This window comes from Mycetohabitans endofungorum (assembly GCF_002927045.1).
GTDB lineage: Bacteria > Pseudomonadota > Gammaproteobacteria > Burkholderiales > Burkholderiaceae > Mycetohabitans > Mycetohabitans endofungorum.
This window is the reverse complement of record NZ_PRDW01000002.1, coordinates 72,654-97,671: the sequence shown is the minus strand read 5'-3', so window position 1 is coordinate 97,671 and position 25,018 is coordinate 72,654. Positions and strand designations below refer to the sequence as shown.

Below are 25,018 nucleotides of genomic sequence, written 5' to 3'. Positions count from 1 at the left end.
GTTTCGGGCGTCGACCATGGAATACAGTCCGCCGCCCCTGTTCAAGCAAGGTCCTTCGGCGCTCGCGCGTCTGTTCACGTTTGTCGGTCTCGCGCTCGTACTGTTGATTACCGACGCGCGTTTCCAAACGCTCGAAGTCGTGCGCGAAGTGATCGGCACGGGGCTCTATCCTTTACAACGCGCGGCGCTGGTGCCACGCGATCTGATCGTCGGCGGCGCCGACCTATTCGTCACGATCCATTCGTTGCGCAGCGAGAACCAGACGCTGCGCGACAAGAGCCTGCAATTGTCGGTACGTGCGTCGCAAGCGGCCCAACTGCTGGCCGAGAATGAACATCTGCGCCGGCTGCTGCAGTTGCAGCAGCATTCAACGATACAGACAACGCCCACCGAAATTCAGTACGACACGCGCGACCCGTTCACGCAGAAGGTCATCATCGCCGGCGGCAGCCAGCAGGATGTGCAGGCAGGCGCACCGGTGGTGAACGAAAAAGGCGTAATTGGACAAGTCACGCGCGTCTTCCCGTTGCAATCTGAGGTCACGCTGCTGACCGACAAGGACCAGGCGGTGCCGGTGCAGGTGGTACGTACCGGCATTCGCAGCGTGATCTACGGCACCCCTAAGGGCGACGTACTGGATCTGAGGTTCGTGCCGACCAGCGCTGATGTGAAGACCGGCGACGAACTGGTGACAAATGGGCTGGACGGCGTCTACCCTCCGGGACTGCCAGTGGCCAAGGTTATTCGCGTCGACCGCCAAGCGGACACCACGTTCGCCCGGGTGGTCTGCGAGCCGCTCGCGCCGGTGCGGGGCGCCCGCCAGTTGTTGGTACTGCGCTACGATGCGCGCACGCCGCCGCATCCCACCAACACGGACACCGGCGCGGCCAAGGCTGCCGGCAAGGCAAAGGCCAGGAAGGGCGCGAAGGCGGCCGCCGGCAAGAGCACCGCGACCGGTCCGGCCGCATCGGGTGCGACGGGCACCGGCTCGCCGGCATTATCTGCCCGAGCCGCGTCGGCCACGGTAACCGGAGCACGGCAATGAATCGACCCCATCATATCCTGCTGCCGGTCAATCCGTACTTCATTGCGTTCAGCCTGGCCGCCGCGTTTTTTTTGAATCTGCTGCCATGGGGTAAGTGGATCGGCGTGCCCGATTTCGTCGCGATCGTGCTGCTGTTTTGGAACGTGCATCAACCGCGCAAGGTCGGCATGGGCATCGCGTTCCTGCTTGGGCTGTTAATCGACGTGCACGATGCGAGCCTATTCGGCGAGCACGCGCTCGCCTACACACTGCTGTCGTACGGGGCAATCATGGTGCACCGGCGCGTGCTGTGGCTATCGCTGGGTGCGCAGGTCTTCGTCGTGATGCCGCTGCTGATGGTCGCGCAGGCCGTGCCGTTCGTGATTCGGCTGATTGCCGGCGGCGCATTCCCGGGCTGGGGCTACTTGCTGGACGGCTTCGTCGGCGCGCTGCTGTGGCCGGTTGCCAGCGTGCTGCTGCTATTGCCGCAGAAACGCGCGGCCGACCACGACGACACGCGACCGATTTGACCGGGGTCCGCTCGCAGATGACGCAGTTCAACAATCCCCGGCAGGCACTGGCGCGCTTTAAGCTTCGCGTGGCCGCCGCGGGCGTGTTCGTGCTCGCGTGCTTCGCGCTGATCGGCTGTCGCTTCCTGTACCTGCAGGTATGGAATTACAACAAATATTCGCTGCAGGCTGACGAAAACCGCATCTCGGTCGCGCCGATCGTGCCGAATCGCGGCATCATCATCGACCGCAACGGCGTGGTGCTTGCGAAGAACTACTCAGCCTACACGTTGGAGATCACGCCATCGAAGATTGACGGCACACTGGATGAGGTCATCGAGCGGCTGTCGGACGTGGTCAATATCGATGCGCGCGACCGCCGCCGCTTCAAGAAACTGCAGGAGGACTCGAAAAATTTTGAGAGTCTACCGATTCGCACGCGATTGACCGACGACGAAGTGGCCCGCTTCACCGCGCAGCGCTACCGGTTTCCGGGCGTGGAAGTGCGCGCGCGGCTGTTCCGGCAATACCCGCTCGGGACGACCGCGGCGCACGTGATCGGCTACATCGGCCGTATTTCACAGCGCGACCAGGAGCGCATCGACGCGGCTAGCGAAAAAAACGACAGTGACCCGGAGCACTACGATCCGCGGCTCGATGCGAACAACTACAACGGCACCGACTATATCGGCAAGATCGGCGTCGAGCAGAGCTACGAGACCGAGTTACACGGTGTGACAGGCTTCGAAGAAGTCGAAGTGACCGCGGGTGGCCGCCCGGTGCGCACGCTGTCGCGCACCCAGGCCAAGCCCGGCAACAATCTGCGGCTGTCACTCGATATCGGCCTGCAGCAAAGCGCGGAACAGGCATTTGCAGGCAAGCGCGGCGCGCTAGTCGCAATCGAACCGGCGACGGGCGACGTGCTTGCGTTCGTGTCGTCGCCCAGCTTCGATCCAAACCTGTTCGTCGATGGTATCGATCAGCCAACCTGGGACGAGCTGAATACGTCACCCGACCGGCCGCTGCTGAACCGGCCGCTACGCGGCACCTATCCGCCTGGCTCGACATACAAGCCGTTCATGGCGCTGGCCGCGCTCGCCACACACAAGCGTACGCCGAACTGGGGCTTCCAGGATCCGGGCTCGTACACGTTCGGCGGCCACACATTCCGCAACGACGTGCCACAGGGGCAGGGCTGGGTCGACATGTACCGTTCGATCGTCGTGTCCAACGACACGTATTACTACATGCTCGCGCACGATCTGGGCGTCAACACGATTGCGAGTTTTATGAAGCAGTGGGGGTTCGGCCAGCAGTCCGGCATCGACGTCGAGGGCGAGGCACGCGGTGTGCTGCCGTCCACCGACTGGAAGAAACGCGCCTATCGCAAGCCCGAGCAGCAGCGCTGGTACGAAGGCGAGACGATCAGCCTCGGCATCGGCCAAGGCTACAATTCGTATACGATCCTGCAACTCGCGCACGCTGTCGCGACGCTGGCGAACAACGGTGTGGTCATGAAGCCTCACTTGGTCAAGGATGTCGAGAACCCGATCACGCGCGAATTCCGGCTGACGGTGCCCAAATCCAGCGGCCGCATCCAAGGCATCACGCAGGCGGACCTCGACGTCGTCAAGCACGCGATGAAAAGCGTGATGGACAGCCCTTCAGGCACCGCGTACAAAATCTTTGGTAACGCACCCTATACGTCGGCCGGCAAGACCGGTACGGCGCAGGTATTTTCGCTACAGGGCCAGAAATACCGTGCGCATGCGGTGGCCGAGCACCTGCGTGACCACGCGCTGTTCATCGCGTTCGCGCCGGTCGAGCGCCCGCAGATCGCGCTCGCATTGATCGTCGAGAATGGCGGCTGGGGAGCCCGGGCGGCCGGCCCAATTGCCCGCAAAGTGCTTGACTATTACCTGATCGACCGCGTCAAGCCCGGTGCCGAAGCCACCGCCGTCGCGATGGCAGCGTCGGCGACCGACCTCGGCGGCACGCCGGCGATCGGCGGCGCGCAGACCCCAATACAAGTCGCGCTGCCGGCGTCGGTGGCCAGCAGCGGCGGCGACATGCCCCCCGCCCAACAACCGATACCTGATCCATACGAGCCCCCGTCGGATCAGGGGCCGCGTGCGCCGACCGACACGCCAGCCACATTGAATCGATCCGGGGGCGCGCACGGCGCTACCCCGGCGCACTAGGAGTCGCCATGCCCATCGAGCCCCGCGTGCTGATTGGACGCGCAAAACGGATGTTCGCCGGCTTCGACAAGCCACTTGCGCTGATCGTCTTCTTGTTGCTATGCGTGGGTCTGCTCACGCTGTACAGCGCCAGCATGGACGTGCCCGGACGCGTCGAGGACCAGGTCCGCAATATCCTGCTCACGTTCGTGCTGATGTGGGCGATCGCGAACGTACCGCCGCAGACGCTGATGCGTTTTGCCGTGCCCGCCTACTCGTTCGGCGTGGCACTGCTCATCGCCGTGGCGCTGTTCGGCTTGACTAAGAAAGGCGCCAAACGTTGGATCAATGTCGGCGTCGTGATTCAGCCATCTGAAATTCTGAAAATCGCCATGCCGCTGATGCTCGCGTGGTACTACCAGCGACGCGAGGGCGTGATACGGTGGTACGACTACCTGATCGGCCTAATCATCCTGGCAGTGCCGGTCGGGCTGATCGCCAAACAGCCCGACTTGGGTACTGCGATCCTGGTGCTGTCCACGGGACTGTTCGTGATCTACTTCGCGGGCCTGAGCTTCAAGCTAATCGTGCCGCTGTTGCTGGCGCTGGTGATCGGCGTCGGCTCATTGATTGCAACCGAGGACCGGATTTGTCAGCCGGACGTGCAATGGGTTCTGCTGCACGACTACCAGAAGCACCGCGTCTGCACGCTGCTCGATCCGAGTTCAGACCCGCTTGGCAAGGGATTTCATACGATCCAGGCGGTCATCGCGATCGGCTCCGGCGGGGCCTTCGGCAAAGGCTGGCTCAAGGGAACGCAGGCGCACCTGGAGTTCATTCCGGAAAAACATACGGACTTCATTTTCGCCGTGTTCTCCGAAGAGTTCGGCCTGGCCGGCGGGCTCGTGCTGCTATTCCTGTACCTGCTGCTCGTCGCGCGTGCTCTGTACATCGCGGCCAACGGCGCCACGCTGTTCGGCCGATTGCTGGCCGGGGCGCTGGCGCTGTCCTTCTTCATGTACGCATTCGTCAATATCGGCATGGTCAGCGGTATTCTGCCCGTGGTAGGCGTACCGCTGCCATTCATGAGCTACGGCGGCACCGCGCTGATCACACTGGGCATCGCGACCGGGATGATCATGAGCGTGGCGCGACAAAAGCGCCTGATGCAAAGCTAACGACCGCGCGTCGGTGCCCGGCCCTGACGGCGTTCAGTCGCGGATGATATCGGCCCAGCAATTGGGCGTCTCATACAAGCGTATCTTGGCCAGCCGCAGGTTGATGCCGTAATGCGCATCATAGACGTGGGCCAGGATCTCGAACGCCTTGGCTGCCAAATTCTCGACAGTCGGGATCCGGTCCAGCACGACCGTCTTGTGCTCGGGCAGCGTATCGAGGAAAGAACGGACCATCACGTCCTGCTCATAGACGATGAACGCGTGATCCCACACGTTCACCAAGTGCTCCATCGCCAGCCGCTTCACGTCGGCAAAGTCCATCACCATGCCGCGATCCGGCGCGCCTTCCGTATCGACGAGTTCGCCCTGCAGGGTGATTTCCAGCACATACCGGTGGCCGTGCAGGTTCCTGCACTGGCTGCGGTGATCCGGGATACGGTGGCCTGCGTCGAATGCGAGTTTGCGCGTGATAGTCAGCACGGTGGTCCAGCGCCTGGTTCAGGGAATGTTCAAGTACTTATGCGTCTGCATTGACAGGCGCCATTGGGGATGCCGCTTGCACCAATCCACGGCCAGCTTCGTGTTCAGTTCGCGCGATGGACCATCCATCGGTTGCACGAGAAAATGCTCAAAATCCAGCCGCGCGTATTCCGACAACTGCTGGTTGTCCTGCGGGATCACGACCTTCAGTTCGTTGCCGCGCGTCACCACGAGGGACGAGCCGGCCTTCGGGCTTACGCAGACCCAATCGATGCCGGGAAGCACCGGCAGGGTGCCGTTGGTCTCGATCGCGATGACGAACCGCTCACGGTGCAGCGCGTCGATCAACGCCGCATCAAGCTGCAACATCGGCTCGCCGCCGGTACAAACGACAAAACGGTATTGTGCCGCAACCTCGCCGGGCGGCCACAGCGACGCGATCTTCGCCACTAGCGCATCAGCATCGCGATATTTGCCGCCGTTCTCGCCGTCGGTGCCGACAAAATCGGTGTCGCAAAAGCGGCACACCGCATCCGCGCGGTCCTGTTCGCGGCCCGACCACAGGTTGCAGCCCGCAAAGCGGCAAAACACCGCCGGTCGACCGGCATTGGCGCCCTCTCCCTGCAACGTGTAGAAGATTTCTTTGACCGCGTACGTCATCTCACTGCCTGCCCCTGAAGCGTCAAAGCGACGCAGGATCAACGCGCCCGCCATGCCGGAATGCGTGGTAGCCGCGTGCGCGCAACCTGCATGCCGGACACTCGCCGCAACCGAAGCCCCAATCGTGCAATTCAGCCCGCTCGCCGACATAGCATGTATGCGTGTCAACGCGGATCAGCTTGACCAGCGCTTCGCCGCCGATCGATTCCGCAAGCCGCCAAGTGTCCGCCTTGTCCAGCCACATCAGTGGGGTTTCGAGCACGAAACGCTGGTCCATGCCCAGATTTAGCGCCACTTGCAGCACCTTCATCGTGTCATCGCGACAATCTGGATATCCGGAAAAATCAGTTTCGCACATGCCGCCCACCAGCACACCGAGCCCGCGCCGGTACGCAACCGCTGCCGCGATCGTCATGAACATCAAGTTGCGGCCTGGCACAAATGTGTTCGGCAACCCATTGGCCTGGGTCTCGATCTGGATCTCGCGCGTCATTGCTGTGTCGCTGATCGCCCCCAGCACCGACAGGTCAACGCGATGGTCGTCGCCGAGCGTCGGCTTCCATTGAGGAAACGCGCGGATCAACGCATCGCGGAACCCCTCGCGGCATTCCAGCTCGACGCGGTGCCGTTGCCCATAGTCGAAGCCGATGGTTTCGACGCGATCGTAGCGCGAAAGCGCCCATGCCACGCAGGTGGCCGAATCCTGTCCACCGGAAAACAATACGAGCGCGCCGCGTTGGGCGTCTGTCCGAGTCACCGTGGCACTCCTTCGATCAGATGCAGGCAGTATAGGCCGGCGCCGCGCGGGCCACTGCGCGCGAGTGTTTACCGGTCATCGGCCTGCCGGAGGGCGGCGCAAAACGATGGATTTTATCATGCGGACCCAGCGGACCTCACGGACGCAGCCACGTCGGCCAACCCAGCATCGCGCTTGCACAAGCGGGAGGCCAACTCCATCAGGCGGCGATTCGCTGCGTGAGGGCCGTACTCTTGTACGCGCGCGAGCCCACGCGACACCAAACGCCTGCGTAATACGTCGTCCGTCAGTACGCGCTGCAACACCTCTGCCATCGCGACCGAGTCACCCACCGGCACCAGCAGTCCTGCCTCACCGTCGGCCAGTACTTCGCGTGGACCGTTCGGGCAATCGCTTGACACCACCGGTGTACCAAGCGCCATCGCCTCAAGCAACACCATCCCGAAACCCTCGAAGCGGCTACTTAGGACCAACACGCGCGCATGCCGCATGAACGGGAACGGATTCACATGGAAGCCGGCAAACACGACGCTATCGGCCAGCCCGAGACGGCTGACCCGCTGCTCCAATACCGGGCGGTAAGGGCCATCACCGACCAGCACGAGCATCGCGTCGCCATGACCACGCTCGCGCATCCGCGCGTACGCGTCCAATAACGTTTCATGATCCTTTTGATCACCGTCGAGCCGCGCGACCGATACGATATACGGACGTGTCGGCAATTCGACCGATGCTTCGGACTGTGCCCGGATCACTGCAGGGTCGATGACGTTCGGCAATTCGATGACGTCGCGCAATTGCGCACCAAACATCTGCCGCGCCTCGCGCGCCATGTCCGCGTTGAGCGCCGCGACCGCTGCGTAGCGCGCGTATTGACGTGCGAGCCGCCTGACCTTGGCCGGCCGATTGCCGAGCCGGGCCGCGAGGCTGAAGTGGCTGATGCCGATCCATGGCTTGCCGCCGGCGCCCGCGTGCTGGCGCAGCGACAGATCGAAGTCGCAGATCAAGTTGTAGTGAGCCGCAAGGGCGCGGATCCGGCGCGCGAACACCTGTCGCAAGTACGGTCGCAACACCAGTTGTTGCACGATACGGCCGATACGGCTAAGCCGGCGTTGCAGCCGCAGCGTCTCAAGCCGATACTGCCACGGCCGGTCGGCGAGAAAGTGCACGCGCACGTCGCCAGGTAGCTGCGCCCGGAAATGCTGTTCGAACTCCTCAGTCGGAAACCCGACGATCAAGTCGACGTCGAACGCGCCACGATCCAGCGCATGCAACCATCCCATCAGCGCGGTCTCGGTCCCGCCAAGCCCAAAATGGTGGATATGGAATGCGATGCGGGTGCGCGTGACCTTGGCCTCGCGCGCCGCATACCTGTCGTGTTGCATGATTCGTAGGATTCCTCGCCTGTCCGCGTTACCTGGAGCGCCGCACGCACCGACAGCGCAGGTCTCGCCTGCGTGAACAGGCGATCAATAAACAAAAACCCAAGAACTTTCGGCTCTTGGGTTTTTGTCAATCAATCGGTGGTGGCCTGGGGCGGAATCGAACCACCGACACGCGGATTTTCAATCCGCTGCTCTACCAACTGAGCTACCGGGCCACGCGAAGCAAGAAGTATATCAAGGTCGGCTGCAGGTCTCAAGTTTTTTGTCGACGTGGCAGACGTGGCGCGGGCAGCGTAGGAAGGCGGGCGGCGCGCGGCGCCGTCATTCCGCCTTGTTCTTGCCCAGTTCGACGCCAAGCTGCTTGAGCTTGCGATACAGATGGGTACGCTCCAACCCGGTCTTTTCCGCGACGCGCGTCATGCTGCCATTCTCACGCGTGAGATGATATTCAAAGTACGCGCGCTCGAATGCGTCGCGCGCATCGCGCAGCGGAATGTCGAACGAGATGGCCGTGGTCGGCACGCCTGCCACGCCATTGGACGCGGCGCCCAATGCGTCCGCGACCGGCAACGCCGCCGCCCCGGCGACCGTTTGCGTCGCCGGCACGGGCGGCTTGCTGGCCGCTATCGCCGACGGTGTGGCCTCCTCGTGCGCCAGCCCTTGTTCGACCGCGCTCAACAGCTTTTGCAACGCAATCGGTTTTTCGAGGAAATTCAGCGCACCAATCTTCGTCGCCTCGACAGCGGTGTCGATCGTCGCGTGCCCTGACATCATGATGACCGGCATCGTCAGTTGGCCCTGCGCCGCCCATTCCTTGAGCAGCGTCACGCCGTCGGTATCCGGCATCCAGATGTCGAGCAGCACGAGGTCCGGCGTCAATCGCTGCCGGTACTCCCGCGCCTGTTGTGCGTTTTCGGCGACGTCGACAGCATGTCCTTCGTCGCTCAAGATTTCCGAGAGCAATTCCCGGATACCCATTTCGTCGTCTACCACCAGGATGGTTGCCATTTACGCTACCTTTGTCTGCGCTGTTGCCGCTATTGCTTTTGTATGCGCCGTGTCTTTCGCCGCTGCAGCGGATTGTGGCGTGCGCGTGCCGCCTGAAGGGTCCGGTGCATCGACGCCGTCGGCCAACTGCAGGAACAAGATCGATATCTGCGCGCCAACCACGCTTCCTTCTCCCGGCTTCGTGCGATTGCGGATGTCGATACGCGCACCATGCTCGTCGATGATTTTCTTCACCGTAGCAAGCCCGAGACCTGTCCCTTTGGCCTTGGTCGTGACATAGGGCTCAAACGCGCGTGTCAGGATGCGCGCGGGAAAGCCCGGACCATTGTCCGATACGGCAAGCCGGACCGCGACGCGCGATTGTCCCTGCGCATCGGGCTCGCCGTATTCTACTGTCCTAGTCTCGAGCAGGATATGCGGGCTCGGAACGTCCGCGACCGCATCCAGCGCATTCTGCAATAGGTTGTGCACGACCTGCCGCAGCTGCGTCGGATCGCCCTTGATCACCGGCAATGCCGACAGCTTCACCTCCAACGGACCCTTGCCGTCCTCGATCCCATACAGCGTCAACACTTCGGTGACCAACTCGTTCAATTGTAAGTTCACGAGCACCGCCGGCGGTGTGCGCGCGTATTCGCGGAAATCGTCGACCATGCGCTTCATGGCGGCGACCTGGTTGACGATCGTCGTCGCGCTGCGCTTCAAAAAGCCCGCGTCTTCCGGCGCGAGCTTGTCGCCGAGCTTCATCTGTAGCCGTTCGGCCGACAACTGGATCGGCGTGAGCGGATTTTTGATCTCGTGCGCGAGCCGCCGGGCGACTTCGCCCCACGCAATCGAGCGCTGCGCCGAGATCAAGTCGGAAATATCGTCGAACACCACCACATAGCCCGCGGTGCCCACCTGCGGCGCATGAGTCAGGCCGGGCTGCGCAAGGCGGCTGCCGCGCACAAGCAGCGTCAGCGGGTCGCTCTCACCGGGTACCTCGATCGCGAACTGCTGTTGCCAATGCCCCGGGTCGGGCGGCAGGCCTTGCTCAGGGGAGCGCGCCGCATCCCGCTCGGCAAACGCCTTGCGGATCATCGCGCCGAACGCGACCAACGCGGTGATCTGCTCCAGGGGCACCCCAAGCAGGGCATCGAAAGGTTGCCGGAAAATCCGCTCCGCGCCGCGATTGGCCGTGGTCAGCCGAAACTGGTAATCGAATACGAACACCCCCGCCGTCAGGTTCGCGAGGATACTTTCCAGATACGCCTTCGAATGCTCGAGCTCGATCTGGTTGCGCTCGACCGCGGCACGCGCATCGGAGAGCTGGCGCGTCATCGCGTTGAACGATTGGGTCAGGAAGCCCAGTTCGTCGTTCGTCTTGATCTCGCGCTTAGGTGTGTAATCACCGCGCGCCACCTCCTTGGTGCCTTGCGCCAGCAGGAACAGCGGACGCGCCAACTGATTGCCCAACGCCAGCGCCAGCATCATCGCGGTAAAAGTCGCGAGAAACAACGCAAGCGTCAGCGTACCAATATACATCTTGCGCAGGCCGGTCCTGCCGAGCGCCTTCTCCTGGTATTCGCGGTACGCACGCTGCACTGCGTCGGCATTGTGCGCCAGCGACGACGGCACCGGCTGCGCGAGCTGCAGAAAGCGCTCGCTCGGTTGCAGCGCGCTCGTGTCCGTGCTCGGGATACGGACCACCACGCGCAGCCGCAACACGTCCTTGGCGGCGTTATGGGCGCCCGCGCCGATGTTGTCGACCTCGCCCTCCACGGCCGCATAGCCACGCTCGCGCGCCTGGCCGAGCATCAGCGGCGTAGGCAGGTCATCCGGCACAAGCGCCGCAAAATTGGACGACGCCTGCGCGATGACGCGCATCTCGCCCATTGCACCGGATACGCTGCGCGCCGGCTCGACGATTGTCGCATCATGCACGCTGAACTGGTCGCGCAGTCGCAGCAACGTCAGCGTCATGTTGGACGGATCGGTATTGGCAAGCTGGTCTGCCATCAGCCGGCCTTTATTCTGCAGGTCTGACAATGACGCATCGAGCATGCCGCGCCCCAGGTTCAGCCCGGAGGTCAGCGCCGTCTCGATATTAACGTCGAACCACGATTCGATGCTGCGCGACACGAACTGCAGCGACACCAGGTAGATAATACCGCCCGGCAGCACACCGACCAGCGCGAAGAACACCGCCAGCTTGGCGAGCAGCCGCGTGCCGAAACGCCCCTGCCTGAGTCGGCTGACGATGATCCACACCAATCCGCCAACGATCAGCATGAAGATCAGCGCGACGACGAAGTTCGCCGTGTACAGCCACGAATAATAGCGATCGAAGAACTCGGTGTTCGCGCTGGCGAGCGCCAGCAACACTAACAGCAGCAGCGCGGTCAGCACGAAAGTCCCGATCAGCAGCCTGACCAGCAGGCTCTTGAGTCTCGCGCTATTTGCCATGCTCACCCGCCGTGAACGTGAACCGCTTCCAGTCCGAGGCCAAGTTCCAGTCGCGATTGTTGACCGCGTCGATCTGGAACGGCTTGGGCATCAACGCGGTATCGAGCTGCATGCGCACCGACGCCGTATAGGTCTCGTCGGGCTTGACCTGCGAGCGGTCGATCACATGCCACGATGTGACATGGCGAATCACCGCCAACGCTTCCTCCAATGTCGGAAAGCCTAGTTGCAACCCACCGGTGGACACGCGATACTCGCGCGTGAGCGGCTGGAACGACAGCCTCAGACTTTGCGACACGCTGACCGGCTGCTCGTCAAACCAATACCAGCGCGCGCGACTCAACTGGAACTCCGTCGTGAAGTACAGTGGAATGCCCCGGTTGACGGCGTCTTCAAGACTGCTGTTGAGTTGGAAGTCGAACCGCGCGTCCAGGCTCCAGCCGCTGCTGTCAGCCTGTAACGACGCCCGCTGCACCGAGAACGTGTCCGCGCGCGAGCCCGATGCGAATGTCGCGCACCAGACCGCCAGCACTAGACCGAAAACGGCAACGAGCCGTGACGAGAAAAAGCGTGATTGGGTCACCGTTTCTGAAAGCGCGCGTAGAAGAATCCGTCTTGGTCGAGGTCCGATCGGGCGTCACGGTGAGCATCGCAATGATCGCCCGGGCGCGCCACCGTGGGCAAGATCTGGCCCGGCGCGTCTAATCGTACCGCATCTTCGAGCGCGTGTTCAAACCATGCGGCCTGTTGCTCGCCCTCTTCCGGGAAGACCGAGCACGTCACATACAGCAATTGCCCGCCGCGCTCCAGCAGCGGCCACAGCGCCTGCACGATGCGGCGCTGCTCGGCGACCAAGGCGATGATGTCGGTGGGACGTCGCAGCCAGCGAATATCCGGATGGCGTCGGACGATGCCCGACGCGGAGCACGGCACGTCGGCCAGGATACGGTCGAATCGCCGGCCGTCGTGCCACTGGCCCGGCTCCCCCGCATCACCGGTCTGCACACTGGCGCACAGCTTCAACCGCGCGAGGTTTTCCTTGATGCGCGCGGCCCGCGTCGCATCTCGCTCGAGTGCCACCAGCTCGATGTCGGCGCATTCGAGCAGATGCCCGGTCTTGCCGCCGGGCGCTGCACACGCGTCCAGCACTCGCATCCCATCGCGCACGTCGAGCAGCGCGGCAGCACGCTGCGCACCCGCATCCTGCACTGAAACCGTGCCTTGCGCGAAGCCAGGCAGGCATTCGACCGGCATCGGCTCGCGCAGCGTGAGCGCGGTATCGGGGCAAGCCGAGTTGCGCAACGCGTCGATGCCGCTTGCCCGCAGCCTCTCGAGATAGGTCACCACATCCGTCTGACGACGGTTCACCCGCAGCGTCATCGGCGCATGCGCGTTGCCCACTTCAAGCAAACGCTGCGCGTCGTCAGGCCACGTGCGCTGCAGCGCGTCAATCCACCATCGGGGATAGTTCCAGCGGGTGACCGGATCGAGCATCGCTTCGGCGAGCAATGCAGGCCGTGAGCGGACCATATTGCGCAGCACGGCGTTGACCAGTCCCTTCGTATGCGCGACGTCCGCGCGGGCCGCGATCGCGTCAACCGCCTGGTCGACCACCGTGAAGTCAGGGTACGCACGCGCCCCATCGGGCTCGGCAAGCAACGCGAATGCACAGCGCAGCACATTCGCTACGTGCTCAGCAGGCGCCCGGCGAACCAGCGCGGCCAGCCACGCGTCAGCCCGCGCCAGTTGCCGTGTCGCGCGATAGGCAAGATCTTGGATCGCGCCGCGAGCCTGCGCCGATGCAATGCCCGCATGGACGGTGGCCAGCGCGTCCGGCAGCGCAGTCCCAGCCCGCAGCCGCGCGAGGGCGCGCGCCGCGCCGTCCAACGCAAACGCGAGGGAATCCGGCCGCGGCGTAGCGGCAGCGCCGGAGGCAGGCCGTTTCCGGGGCGCGTGGTTCACTCAGCTGTAGCGCCCCGTGCGCGCCATCGCCATCAGTCGCGCGATCCGCTCCTCGGTCGATGGGTGGGTCGAAAACAGGTTCTGGATCGCGCCACCGGCCAGCGGGTTCATGATCATCATTTGCGCCGTCGCCGGGTGCTCCTGCGCAGCAGCGAACGGAATGCCCGCCGCATACCGATGGATTTTATCGAGCGCCGCCGCCAATGCTTGCGGATCACCGCTGATCTGCGCGCCGCCGCGGTCCGCCTCGAACTCCCGCGAACGCGAGATCGCCATTTGGATCAGACCGGCGGCCAACGGCGCCAACAGCGCGACCGCGATACCGGCAATCGGGTTGTTCGGCCGACCCTGCTCGTCCCGGCCGCCAAAGAACATCGCGAAGTTGGCCAACGCGGAGATGGCTCCCGCCATCGTCGCTGAAATCGTCGAGATCAGGATGTCACGGTGCTTGACGTGCGCAAGCTCGTGCGCCATCACGCCGCGCATCTCGCGCTCGGACAACACGCGCAAGATACCGGTGGTCGCTGCGACCGCCGCGTGCTCCGGGTTGCGGCCGGTTGCAAACGCATTCGGCTGGTCCTCGTCGATCAGGTACACGCGCGGCATCGGCAGCCCGGCGCGCGTGGCCAGTTCACGCACCATTCGATAGAACTGTGGCGCACTGGTTTCGTCGACCTCCTGCGCGTTGTACATCTTCAACACCATCTGGTCCGAGAACCAGTATGAGAAGAAATTCATTGCCAACGCGAACACCAACGCGATCGTCATGCCACGCGTGCCGCCGATCATGCCGCCGATCACGATGAACAGCGCGGTGATCGCGGCCATTAGCAGCGCCGTCTTGAACCAGTTGAACATGTCAGCTACTCCGAACCAAAACGACCCGTCGTAAGGAAGTTGTTAGATAGGGGCATGCATCGAAAATTCAATGTCCCCACCCGTCAGCGTGTCGTCATCACCAGCTTGATGCCGAGCCCGATGAAAGCGCTACCCACACCGCACTCCAGCCACTGCCTGACCCGTGCACGCCCCGACAGCCGCTGCGTCGTGGTGCCAGCGATCCAGGCAACAAAACTGCGCCCCACGATGTACGCGGTGTCGGGGCCCGGCGTGAGATTGAGCAGGAACACCGCGGCGATGAAGAGCGGAAAATGCGTGATTCCCAGCATGGCAATCCTCTATTGCGACGGTAGCGCAGCCCGTGGCCGATCGTTCCGCCCGGTCTCGAAGCACTGGCCCACGCGCAGCGGGAATCCCGCCACGAATTCCCGGGCGGCAAGCCGCTTGCCTCCCGGCTTTTGCAGCTGAGTAGCACGCAATGCGTGCTCGCCACAGGCAATCGTCACGCCGGCGCTGTCCACGGCCAGAATAGTGCCCGGAGTCAAGTCGGACCCGTCGGCACGTACCGGCTCGGCGGCCCAGATTTTCAGTGGCGTGCCGTCCAGTATCCCATGCGCGGCCGGAAACGGATCAAAAGCGCGCACCTTGCATGCGAGCACGTCGGCTGGCAAGCGCCAATTAAGCGCCGCCTCCTGCTTCGATAGCTTGTGCGCGTACGTGACGCCTTCGCTCGGCTGCGGCGTCACCAGCAACGAGCCGGTACGCTCCAATTCGCGCAGCCCGGCAACGATGAGCCCCGCGCCGGTGGCGGCCAGCTTGTCATGCAGCGTGCCCGTGGTGTCCGTGGGCTCGATCGCCACGGCTTCGCGCATGAGCATCGGGCCCGTGTCCAGACCCGCGTCCATCTGCATCAACGTAACGCCCGTGACCCGGTCGCCGGCCTCGATCGCGCGGTGGATCGGCGCCGCGCCTCGCCAGCGCGGCAACAACGAAGCATGGATATTGATACAGCCATACGGTGCGATATCGAGCACCGCTTGCGGCAACAGCAGCCCGTACGCAGCCACCACCATCACGTCGTGCGGCGTGGCGCGCAACAGCGCCAACGCGTCGGCTGCTTCAGTTGGATACTTGCCGTCGCATCGCAACGATGGCGGCTGCGCGAGCGCCAACTCCCGCGCCAGCGCAAGCTGTTTGACTGGACTCGACGAGGACTTCATTCCGCGTCCCGCCGCACGATCGGGTTGCGTCAACACGAGCGGCACCGCGAAGCCCGCATCGTGGATCGCCTGCAGCGCGGTCGCCGCGAACTGGGGCGTACCGGCAAAAATTACGCGAAGAGTAGACGTCATCGCGGCCGTCACATCGCGTGCTCGAGCTTCTTCAACTTCGTCTTGATCCGCATCTGCTTAAGCGGCGACAGGTACTCAACGAATACTTTGCCGAGCAGGTGATCCATCTCGTGCTGGATGCAAATCGCCAGCAATCCTTCGCACTCTAGCTCGAACGGCTCGCCGTTCTCGTTCAATGCGCGCACGCGGATCCGCTCGGCGCGTTCGACACTGTCGTAGATGCCCGGCACCGACAGGCACCCCTCTTCGTTGACCTTGCGCTCATCGCTCGACCAGACGATCTCTGGGTTGATGAACACGCGCAACGCATCGCGGGTATCCGACACGTCGATGACCACGACTCGCTCGTGGACATCCACCTGCGTGGCCGCTAGCCCGACGCCGGGTGCCGCATACATCGTCTCGGCCATGTCGGCCACCAGCTTGCGGATGCGCTCGTCGACCCGTTCGACGGGCTTGGCGACCTTGTGCAGGCGCTTATCGGGGTAATGCAAGATATTGAGCAAAGCCATGATCAATCAGTCCTCTCGAGCGGACTCATATTCGCGCGCAAGCGTCGGCCAATCAGCCGAATCGCCCACCTCTTCATCTTCGGTAATAGTTAAGTCAGGGCGCAGCGCTCCCGAATCAAACCGCGGGCGCGCAAAGGCCGCTTGGCGCTTGCACTGGCGGACGCGGTGCGCGGGTCCTGCGACGCGGACCGGGAACGCCGGAAACCAACCTACTGGACTGACAAAATTTTATCACGCGATGAATACCACAATTCAGCCTCCGATGCTTGCGGCAGACGAACTCGCCGCTTGGTTGACGCTCGCGCATACGCCGCGCGTGCCGGCATCGGCGGCGCTCGCGTTGCTCGCGGCATTCGGCTCGCCGCGACCCATCATGACCGAGACGGCCGCGGGCCTGGAGCAGGTGGTCGGCGCTGTCGCCGCACAGGCGTTGCTGCAAAGCCGCGACACGGTGGCACCGCGCGTGGAGGCAGCGCTTGCATGGGCTGCCGGGAACGCACGGCTGATCGTGCCGTTCGGCCACCCGGCGTATCCGCCCGCGCTGCTGACACTGTACGATCCGCCGCCACTGCTTTACGTGCACGGCGCAATCGGCGCGCTGCACCAACCAGCGCTAGCGATCGTTGGCAGCCGCAATCCGACACCGCAAGGCAACGACAATGCGCGCTTATTCGCGCAGGCGCTTGCGGCACAGGGTGTGTGCATCGTATCGGGACTAGCGCTGGGCATCGACGGTGCCGCGCATCGCGGCGCGCTGGACAGCGGCGGCGTGACGGTGGCGATCACCGGCTCTGGCGCGGATGTTATCTACCCGCAACGTCACGCCGACCTGGCTGCTAAAATTGTCGAGCGTGGCGGTGCAATCCTGACCGAATGGCCGTTGGGCGCCGCGCCGCTGCGCCAGCACTTCCCGCAACGCAACCGACTCATCGCCGCGATGGTACGGGGCGTGCTCGTCGTGGAGGCCGCCCCCTATTCGGGTTCGTTGATCACCGCGCGACTGGCCAACGACATCGGCCGCGACGTCTTCGCCATTCCCGGCTCCATCCATTCGCCAATGTCCCGTGGCTGTCACCGGCTGATCAAAGACGGCGCCAAGCTGGTCGAGACACCGCACGACGTGCTGACCGAGCTTCGATTGCCGGAGCCGGGCGTCGAGGCCGCTCCCGGGGCCGCCCCAGCCAGCGCGCAAGCAGCCACATTGACCGTCTGCGCGAACCATGCGCCGGCAGTCCGCCCGCCTGAGCCGGCGGCAACTCACCGGCCCGGGGCGGCAATCCCTGCACCCAATGCTGCGACGACTCACATGCTGGATGCTTTGACGGCCCACAGGCGTGATACTTCGACGGCCCAACCGGCCGAGCGCGCCGCCATCCGGCCGATACACGCTGGGACGACCCAATCGGCTGACGCGCCGGCAGCCGATTGGGTCGACGCCGCGGCCGCCAGACCGACCGATCCGTTGGTGACGGGCCACCACGCGCGGCGGTGGCGGTACCGCACCGTCACGCCCGGTGATGCACGGCGCGGCACCGCTGCGGCGCGCGCCCCGACCCGACGTCGCACGATCGGGCCCTGGTCGAGCGCCCGCCGCCGCCCGACGTACGTCGCCGCTGCACGGAACACCCAAGCCGGCCACGCCGCAGACGCAGCGCGGCGCGCGACACTGGAAGCGATCGGACACGATCCCGTCACGCTTGAAACCCTGGTACAGCGTACTCATTTGGACTGCGCGACACTGCAAGCGGTACTGCTGGAACTGGAATTGTCCGGTACGATCGTTGCGCTACCAGGCGGGCGCTTTCAGCGCGCGTGAGCGGATTGCATGCCGGCCGCACGGCGACCATGCTACAGTCCAAAACTAAATTGCATCAGCAGCGGCGTGGCGCCACGGCGGTACCCCGCTGGGCGAGCCACGCCGGCACGCCCACGCCACTACGATGCGTTGCCAGGATTTCTCGATCATGCCTGCCCTCGACCTTGACCACGACGCCGACGTCATCACCACGCGTCTGTCATCCGCTGACACGCTGTTTGTTGCCTGCCTGTGCGCCGAATGGTGCGGCTCGTGCCGCGAATATCGGGCCGGTTTCGACGCGCTCGCGGACGCGCATCCGGAAACGTGTTTTGTTTGGATCGACATCGAGACGCATGCCGACCGGCTCGATGACTTCGATGTGGAGAATTTTCCGACCATCCTGATCGAGGATGCTCATGCCACGCGCTTTTTCGGCACCGTACTGCCCCATCCGCAGATCGTTGCGCGGCTGCTGGTCGACTTGTCCTCGTTGCCCGGCGTGGAGCGCGCGCCGAAACTACGTCCGGCGCTCATCGACGCGTGAGCGCTGCGGCACGCAAATTGCCCATTCTCCGGCTATTGCCGCCTCGCGCCGCGCTTGCACGCAATTGCGCTGAGCGCTTGCGGCAGGCCTTGGCACGCGCTTATCATGCGCGGCTGAACTGTTGCTACAAGCCGCTTGCCGCGCTCGAGCCGCGATGTGTTTGCGGCCGATATGCTATAAAGCGTTCGATTCCGCGCATCCGTACTTTCCAATAGTCATGTCAAAAGCCCTGATCATCGCCGAAAAGCCATCTGTCGCGAACGATATCGCGCGTGCGCTGGGCGGCTTCACAAAGCATGACGAGTACTACGAGAGCGATGACTACGTGTTGTCGTCGGCTGTTGGCCACTTGGTGGAGATCGCGGCGCCGCAGGAGTATGAAGTCAAACGCGGCAAATGGAGCTTCGCGCATCTGCCCGTTATTCCGCCCCATTTCGACCTTCAGCCGATCGCCAAGAGCGAGTCTCGACTGAAGCTGCTGACTCGACTGATCAAGCGCAAGGACGTCGCCCGACTGATTAACGCATGTGACGCGGGCCGTGAAGGTGAGTTGATCTTCCGGATGATCGTGCAGCACGCAAAAGCCAAGCAACCAGTGCAGCGTTTGTGGCTCCAGTCGATGACGCCGGCGGCGATCCGAGACGGCTTCGCGCAATTACGCAGTGACCAGGAAATGCAACCGCTGGCCGACGCGGCGCGCTGTCGCTCCGAAGCCGATTGGCTTGTGGGCATCAACGGCACGCGGGCGATGACAGCGTTCAACAGCAAGGGCGGTGGCTTCTTCCTGACCACGGTCGGACGCGTGCAAACGCCAACGCTGTCGATCGTCGTGGAGCGCGAGGAAAAGATTCGTCGCTTCGTGCCGCGCGACTACTGGGAAGTGAAGGCTGAGTTTGTTTGCGCGACGGGATTCTACGAAGGGCGCTGGTTTGACCCGAAATTCAAGAAAAACGAGTTCGATCCCGAGCAACGCGACTCCCGACTCTGGAGCGCGGCCGCGGCCGAAACGATCGTCGCGGCATGCCGTGGGCAGAGCGGCACGGTCAGCGAAGAATCGAAACCGTCAACGCAGCTCTCGCCGTTGCTGTTTGACCTGACCAGCCTGCAACGCGAGGCGAACGGACGCTTCGGTTTCTCGGCCAAGAACACGCTCGCGCTGGCCCAGGCGCTGTACGAACGGCACAAGGTGCTGACCTATCCGCGTACCGATGCACGTGCGCTGCCCGAAGACTACATGGCCACGGTCCGCGATACGCTGGAGGTGCTCAAGGAAAGCAACAACTACCTGCCGTTCGCCAAGCAGGTGATGGACAAGGGCTGGGTCAGACCGAACAAGCGGATCTTCGATAACACCAAGATCAGCGATCACTTTGCAATCATTCCGACACTGCAAGCGCCCAAGAACCTGTCCGAGCCGGAGCAGAAGCTGTACGACTTGGTGGTCAAGCGTTTCCTGGCCGTGTTTTTCCCGGCCGCCGAGTACAAAGTGACGACCCGGATCACGGAAGTGGTGGGCCATCATTTCAAGACCGAAGGCAAAGTATTGGTCGAGCCGGGCTGGTTGCAGGTATACGGTCGTGAAACGTCGGGCGAGGATGCGAACCTCGTGCCGATCGCCAAGGACGAGAAGGTCCAAACGGACAAAATCGCGGCTCAACAATTGACCACCAAGCCGCCCGCCCGCTACAACGAAGCAACGCTGCTCTCGGCGATGGAAGGGGCAGGCAAGCTGGTCGAGGACGATGAATTGCGCGAGGCCATGGCGGCCAAGGGCCTGGGCACGCCCGCCACGCGCGCGGCGATCATCGAGGGGTTGCTTGGTGAAAAGTACCTGCTCCGCGAGGGCCGCGAGTTGATCCCGACGGCCAAGGCATTCCAGCTGATGACGCTGTTGCGCGGCCTGGGCGTCGAAGAGTTGACCGCCCCCGAGCTGACCGGCGAGTGGGAACACAAGCTGTCGCAAATGGAGCGGGGCCGTCTGGAGCGCGAAGCGTTCATGCGTGAGATCGCGCGCATGACCCAAACAATCGTTAAACGTGCGAAGGAATACGATTCGGACACGATCCCAGGCGATTACGCGACGTTGAAGACGCCCTGCCCGAACTGCGACGGCGAAGTCAAGGAGAACTACCGTCGCTTCGCGTGCACAAAATGCGATTTCTCGATCTCGAAGATTCCGGGTGGCCGCCAGTTCGAGATCGAGGAGGTCGAGCAGTTGCTGTCGGAAAAATCGATTGGTCCGCTATCGGGCTTCCGCTCGAAAATGGGCCGACCGTTCTCCGCCATCCTAAAGCTCGCGCGCGACGAAGAGACAAACAATTACAAGCTGGAGTTCGACTTTGGTCAGGATACGGCGGGAGACGATGGTGAAGCACCCGACTTCTCCTCACAGGAACCCGTCGGCCAATGCCCGAAGTGCCATGCCCGTGTGTTCGAGCACGGCATGAGCTATGTTTGCGAAAACCAGGTCGCCCATCCGAAGACCTGTGACTTCCGCTCCGGAAAGGTGATACTGCAGCAAGAAATCACGCGGGAGCAAATGGCAAAGTTGCTTGACCAGGGGCGCACCGATCTGCTGACGAATTTCAAGTCGTCCCGCACCGGGCGCAACTTCAAAGCATTCCTCGTCAAGCAGAAAGACGGCTCAATTGGCTTCGAGTTCGAGAAGAAGGAACCGGCGGCAAAGACCGCAGTGAAGTCCTCAACGCGTGGCGCGAAGGCAAACAGCGAAGCCGGGGACGCCGTGTCCGATACGACGCAACGCGGCGACAACGACCACGCGACGCCGCTCAAGCCCGCAGCCAAACGGGCCGCCCGAACCGGCACGGCAACGGCGGGCCCTGCCGCGAAAACCACTGCACGCAAGACGCCGGCACGCAAGCGCGCCGCGGGCTGACCGCCCCGGCGAACACGGGCCACGCATTGGGCGAAGCGGCCGGGAAGACACCGGACACTCAATACATCGCACGATATGCCGCCTCACACACCGGTCATGCGGCGTTACGGATACCCACGCGTGCACTGCTGTGGCCATGAGGTGGTGTGGTGCATGGCACCGGAGGCCCGGCGTGCCAGCGGCGGCAGGTCGCGCCGCCCAGACATATCCCGCTGCCTATGCCGGTTCGTACGTGCGACGTTCAGCGTTGCCCGGATATCGCCGTGGCGCCGCCGGCGCACGGCGCGCCCCTTTGCGTTCGATACCGTTGGCGCGCAACTGTTCATCAAGCTGGTCCAGCTCACCCTCGTCGCGCTCTTGTTCCGGGTGCCGGGGTGCCGGGGCCGGATGCACCGCCGCGTCAGCCGACCCCATCGAGCCGTCGGCTGCCTTTGTGTGTGCGCCATCAATGCCAGACCATTGTTCACCGAGCATGCTGTTCGGCGTCTGGCTGAAGTGCTCGACGAGGTGATCGATGAACGTGCGCACCTTGGCCGGCAGATAGTGCCGGCTGGGATAAGCGATGTTGATATCGACCCGCGGCAGATGATATTGTGGCAACAAGCGCATTAAGCGCCCCTCGGCCATGTCGCGGCCGATCAGGTAGCTTGGCAACAACGCAATGCCATTGCCGAGCAACGCAAGCTGACGCAACATCTCGGTATTGTTCGCAATCATCACATTGGTGGGCCGCACCCGGACCTCTTGGCCATCCGGACCGGTGAATACGCGCTCGTCACCCCAATAGTCCGCGGGCAATGACAGGCAGTGATGCTCGAGCAAGTCCTCGGGTCGCTGCGGCGCACCATGCTTGGCGATGTACTCAGGCGTTGCGCAGACGGTGATGCAGCCGGTAGTCAGCCGACGCATCACGACACTGGCGCTGCGCACGTTGCGCGCAATTACGACGCCAACGTCGAAACCCTCCTCCACCATATCGACCTCCCGGTCCACCAGCGTGACGTTCGGGACGACCTGCGGAAACCGCTGCGCGTATGAGTGCAATACGGGCGCCAAATTGTGCAGCCCGAACACCACTGGCGCGACGATGCGCAACGTGCCGACCGGCTCGTGATTGCGCGCCACCACCATCTGCTCAACATCTTCCAACTCGTCCAGAATCTGGCGGGCGCGCTCAAGATAGACTTGGCCAGACTCGGTCAACGAAAGTGAGCGCGTGGTTCGATTCAGCAAACGAGTGCCCAACCGGCTTTCCAGGTCGGCGACGTGCCGAGTGACGACAGCATTGGACATGTCCATCATAGAGGCCGCCTTGGCAAAGCTGCCTAGGTCCGCCACCTTGACGAAAACGCGCATCGACTGCAAATGATCCATTAGGAAACTCCTACAGCGTGCAACCGAAATGGCGTTGTTGCACAATTGCAATGCGGGATTTTCCTATGACTTGCGAAAGTCTGCATAAGTTGCGGCACTGCGGCACGGCATTTTCCGAAAAAACGCCGAAACCCCGTAGGGGATCGGCGTAATGTTGTAGTAATGGACTATTCAGCGCAAAAACTCTCAACCACGCACCAATCTAGTGCAAAGGGGCTAGGCCGCGAGTTGTTGCTCGATATGGTCCTTGATTCGGCTCAACGCCTCGGGCAGCCGGCGCTCCAGCTTGGCGAACAGTTCCCCGTGCAACGCCAGCTCCTCGCGCCACACGCCGGCGTCAACCGACATGACCTGCTCGAACTGTTGACGTGAAAACGCCAGGCCGGTCCAATCGATATCCTCATAGCGCGGTGAAACGCCAAACACATGCTCGACACCGCGCGCCTGCCCGTCGATGCGCCCGAGCATCCACTGCAGAACGCGCATGTTGTCGCCGAAACCCGGCCAGACAAACTTGCCGTCGGCGCCCTTGCGGAACCAGTTCACGCAATAGATCCTAGGCAACGTCGCGCCTTGCGCTTGCAGCCGGGCGCCGATGTCGAGCCAATGCGCGAAGTAGTCACTCATGTTGTAGCCGCAGAACGGCAGCATCGCGAATGGGTCGCGACGCACGACGCCTTGTTGGCCCGCCGCGGCGGCCGTCGTCTCAGAACCCATCGTCGCGGCCATATAGACGCCTTCCACCCAGTTACGTGCTTCGGTCACCAGAGGCACGGTACTGGAGCGGCGGCCGCCGAAGATGAATGCGTCGATCGCCACACCCTGCGGGTTTTCCCAATCAGGATCGATCGACGGGCACTGCGATGCAGGCGCGGTGAAGCGCGCGTTCGGATGCGCGGCCTTGCGACCGGCTTGCTGCGCGATCTGCGGTGTCCAGTCCTGACCTTGCCAATCGATCAGGTGCGCAGGCGGCGTGTCCGTCATACCCTCCCACCAGACATCGCCGTCATCGGTCAGCGCGACATTCGTGAATATCACGTTCTGGCGCAACGTGGCCATCGCATTGAAATTGGTCTTTTCGCTGGTACCCGGCGCAACACCGAAATAGCCGGCCTCCGGATTGATCGCGTACAGCCTGCCGTCCTTGCCCGGCTTAATCCATGCGATGTCATCGCCGATCGTCGACACACGCCAGCCGTTCATCTCCTGCGGAGGAATCAGCATCGCGAAATTCGTCTTGCCGCAGGCCGACGGGAACGCGGCAGCGACATGGTACTTGCGCCCCTGCGGCGAAGTCACGCCCAGGATCAGCATGTGTTCGGCGAGCCACCCTTCGTCACGACCCATCGTCGACGCGATACGCAGCGCGAAGCACTTCTTGCCGAGCAATGCATTGCCGCCATAGCCTGAGCCGTAGCTCCATATCTCGCGGGTCTCCGGGAAGTGCACGATGTATTTTGTATCGTTGCACGGCCAGCGCACATCGGACTGACCTGGGGCGAGCGGCGCGCCGACCGAGTGCACGCACGGCACGAACTGGCCGTGCTCGCCGAGTATGTCGTAGACCGGCCGCCCCATCCGGGTCATGATCCGCATGTTCACGACCACATACGGGCTATCAGTCAGCTCGACGCCAATGTGCGCAATCGGCGAGCCGAGCGGTCCCATCGAGAACGGCACGACGTACATCGTGCGCCCGGCCATCGAGCCATCGAAAAGCTGTCCAAGCGTCGTGCGCATCTGGTTGGGATCGATCCAGTTGTTCGTCGGACCCGCGTCCTCTTTGCGCTGCGAACAGATGAACGTGCGGTCCTCAACCCGCGCGACATCGGACGGATCCGAACAGGCGAGATAACTGTTCGGACGCTTCGCTTCTTTGAGTTTTTTGAACATTCCGAGCCGAACCATCTGGTCGCACAGCCGGTCATATTCCTGTTGAGATCCATCGCACCAGACGACGCGGTCCGGCCGCGTCAACGCTGCGACGTGCTCGACCCACTCGATCAGCTTGCGGTGCCTGACGTATGTCGGAATGTCGAGAGCAATGGTGAGGGTGCCTCCTGGTTGATTCATGGAGCTGTCTCCGTTTGGATAAGAAAGAAACGGTATGAGCC

At 63.1% G+C, this 25,018-nt stretch carries 21 protein-coding genes and 1 tRNA gene; 7 read left to right on the top strand and 15 right to left on the bottom strand.

What is annotated here, in order from left to right:
• The first annotated feature begins 16 nt into the window (after positions 1 to 16).
• From mreC to rodA, 4 genes are read left to right on the top strand one after another with little or no spacing between them, the layout of a single operon-like run.
• Positions 17 to 1,045: a rod shape-determining protein MreC gene (gene mreC / locus B0O95_RS02135; protein ID WP_104076425.1), complete on the top strand. Its 1,029-nt coding sequence runs from the start codon at positions 17 to 19 to the stop codon at positions 1,043 to 1,045.
• The gene (gene mreD, locus B0O95_RS02130) at positions 1,042 to 1,554 is read left to right on the top strand and encodes a rod shape-determining protein MreD (RefSeq protein WP_104076424.1); all 513 of its coding nucleotides are present in this window, start codon (positions 1,042 to 1,044) and stop codon (positions 1,552 to 1,554) included. Before mreC ends, mreD begins: the two co-directional genes overlap by 4 nt.
• A 17-nt stretch (positions 1,555 to 1,571) precedes the next feature.
• Positions 1,572 to 3,734 (top strand): penicillin-binding protein 2, encoded by a 2,163-nt coding sequence (gene mrdA / locus B0O95_RS02125; protein ID WP_104076423.1) that lies wholly within the window; start codon positions 1,572 to 1,574, stop codon positions 3,732 to 3,734.
• A gap of 8 nt (positions 3,735 to 3,742) precedes the next feature.
• Positions 3,743 to 4,891, top strand: a complete 1,149-nt coding sequence (rodA, locus tag B0O95_RS02120; protein WP_104076422.1) for a rod shape-determining protein RodA — start codon at positions 3,743 to 3,745, stop codon at positions 4,889 to 4,891.
• 33 nt (positions 4,892 to 4,924) lie between these two features.
• On the opposite strand, the gene queD is transcribed toward rodA, so the two are convergent.
• The 13 genes from queD to def form a co-directional block, all read right to left on the bottom strand.
• Complete coding sequence (gene queD / locus B0O95_RS02115; protein ID WP_104076421.1) at positions 4,925 to 5,371, bottom strand: 6-carboxytetrahydropterin synthase QueD; 447 nt, start codon at positions 5,369 to 5,371, stop codon at positions 4,925 to 4,927.
• An 18-nt stretch (positions 5,372 to 5,389) separates the two neighbouring features.
• Positions 5,390 to 6,031: a 7-carboxy-7-deazaguanine synthase gene (gene queE / locus B0O95_RS02110; RefSeq protein ID WP_104076420.1), complete on the bottom strand. Its 642-nt coding sequence runs from the start codon at positions 6,029 to 6,031 to the stop codon at positions 5,390 to 5,392.
• Between the two features lie 22 nt (positions 6,032 to 6,053).
• Entirely contained in the window at positions 6,054 to 6,788 is a 735-nt protein-coding gene (queC, locus tag B0O95_RS02105) for a 7-cyano-7-deazaguanine synthase QueC (protein WP_104076419.1), read from the bottom strand.
• A 116-nt stretch (positions 6,789 to 6,904) separates the two neighbouring features.
• Positions 6,905 to 8,173 (bottom strand): glycosyltransferase, encoded by a 1,269-nt coding sequence (locus tag B0O95_RS02100; protein WP_104076418.1) that lies wholly within the window; start codon positions 8,171 to 8,173, stop codon positions 6,905 to 6,907.
• A gap of 139 nt (positions 8,174 to 8,312) precedes the next feature.
• Positions 8,313 to 8,388: transfer RNA gene (locus B0O95_RS02095), tRNA-Phe, on the bottom strand.
• Positions 8,389 to 8,494: 106 nt separating this feature from the next.
• A complete protein-coding gene (esaR, locus tag B0O95_RS02090; protein ID WP_104076417.1) occupies positions 8,495 to 9,181 on the bottom strand; it encodes a response regulator transcription factor EsaR in 687 nt (228 codons plus the stop codon).
• Complete coding sequence (locus tag B0O95_RS02085; protein ID WP_104076416.1) at positions 9,182 to 11,626, bottom strand: sensor histidine kinase; 2,445 nt, start codon at positions 11,624 to 11,626, stop codon at positions 9,182 to 9,184.
• Positions 11,616 to 12,209 (bottom strand): DUF4390 domain-containing protein, encoded by a 594-nt coding sequence (locus B0O95_RS02080; protein ID WP_104076415.1) that lies wholly within the window; start codon positions 12,207 to 12,209, stop codon positions 11,616 to 11,618. Before B0O95_RS02080 ends, B0O95_RS02085 begins: the two co-directional genes overlap by 11 nt.
• Complete coding sequence (gene rsmB, locus B0O95_RS02075; protein WP_104076414.1) at positions 12,206 to 13,588, bottom strand: 16S rRNA (cytosine(967)-C(5))-methyltransferase RsmB; 1,383 nt, start codon at positions 13,586 to 13,588, stop codon at positions 12,206 to 12,208. The genes B0O95_RS02080 and rsmB overlap by 4 nt, the downstream gene beginning before the upstream one ends.
• Entirely contained in the window at positions 13,589 to 14,446 is an 858-nt protein-coding gene (htpX, locus tag B0O95_RS02070) for a zinc metalloprotease HtpX (protein ID WP_104076413.1), read from the bottom strand.
• An 83-nt stretch (positions 14,447 to 14,529) separates the two neighbouring features.
• A complete protein-coding gene (locus B0O95_RS02065; protein WP_104076412.1) occupies positions 14,530 to 14,757 on the bottom strand; it encodes a hypothetical protein in 228 nt (75 codons plus the stop codon).
• Between the two features lie 9 nt (positions 14,758 to 14,766).
• The gene (gene fmt, locus B0O95_RS02060; RefSeq protein ID WP_104076411.1) at positions 14,767 to 15,780 is read right to left on the bottom strand and encodes a methionyl-tRNA formyltransferase; all 1,014 of its coding nucleotides are present in this window, start codon (positions 15,778 to 15,780) and stop codon (positions 14,767 to 14,769) included.
• Positions 15,781 to 15,788: 8 nt separating this feature from the next.
• A complete protein-coding gene (def, locus tag B0O95_RS02055) occupies positions 15,789 to 16,292 on the bottom strand; it encodes a peptide deformylase (RefSeq protein ID WP_104076410.1) in 504 nt (167 codons plus the stop codon).
• Between the two features lie 238 nt (positions 16,293 to 16,530).
• Between def and dprA the strand changes: the two genes are divergently transcribed.
• From dprA to B0O95_RS02035, 3 genes are all read left to right on the top strand, one after another.
• Positions 16,531 to 18,108 (top strand): DNA-processing protein DprA, encoded by a 1,578-nt coding sequence (gene dprA / locus B0O95_RS16280; protein WP_233203031.1) that lies wholly within the window; start codon positions 16,531 to 16,533, stop codon positions 18,106 to 18,108.
• Between the two features lie 148 nt (positions 18,109 to 18,256).
• The gene (locus tag B0O95_RS02045) at positions 18,257 to 18,634 is read left to right on the top strand and encodes a thioredoxin family protein (protein WP_104076409.1); all 378 of its coding nucleotides are present in this window, start codon (positions 18,257 to 18,259) and stop codon (positions 18,632 to 18,634) included.
• Between the two features lie 217 nt (positions 18,635 to 18,851).
• On the top strand, positions 18,852 to 21,530 hold the full coding sequence (locus B0O95_RS02035; protein ID WP_104076407.1) for a DNA topoisomerase III: 2,679 nt from the start codon (positions 18,852 to 18,854) through the stop codon (positions 21,528 to 21,530).
• 216 nt (positions 21,531 to 21,746) lie between these two features.
• On the opposite strand, the gene B0O95_RS02030 is transcribed toward B0O95_RS02035, so the two are convergent.
• Complete coding sequence (locus B0O95_RS02030; protein ID WP_104076406.1) at positions 21,747 to 22,904, bottom strand: LysR family transcriptional regulator; 1,158 nt, start codon at positions 22,902 to 22,904, stop codon at positions 21,747 to 21,749.
• Positions 22,905 to 23,120: 216 nt separating this feature from the next.
• The gene (locus B0O95_RS02025; protein WP_104076405.1) at positions 23,121 to 24,977 is read right to left on the bottom strand and encodes a phosphoenolpyruvate carboxykinase (GTP); all 1,857 of its coding nucleotides are present in this window, start codon (positions 24,975 to 24,977) and stop codon (positions 23,121 to 23,123) included.
• Between the last annotated feature and the right edge of the window lie 41 nt (positions 24,978 to 25,018).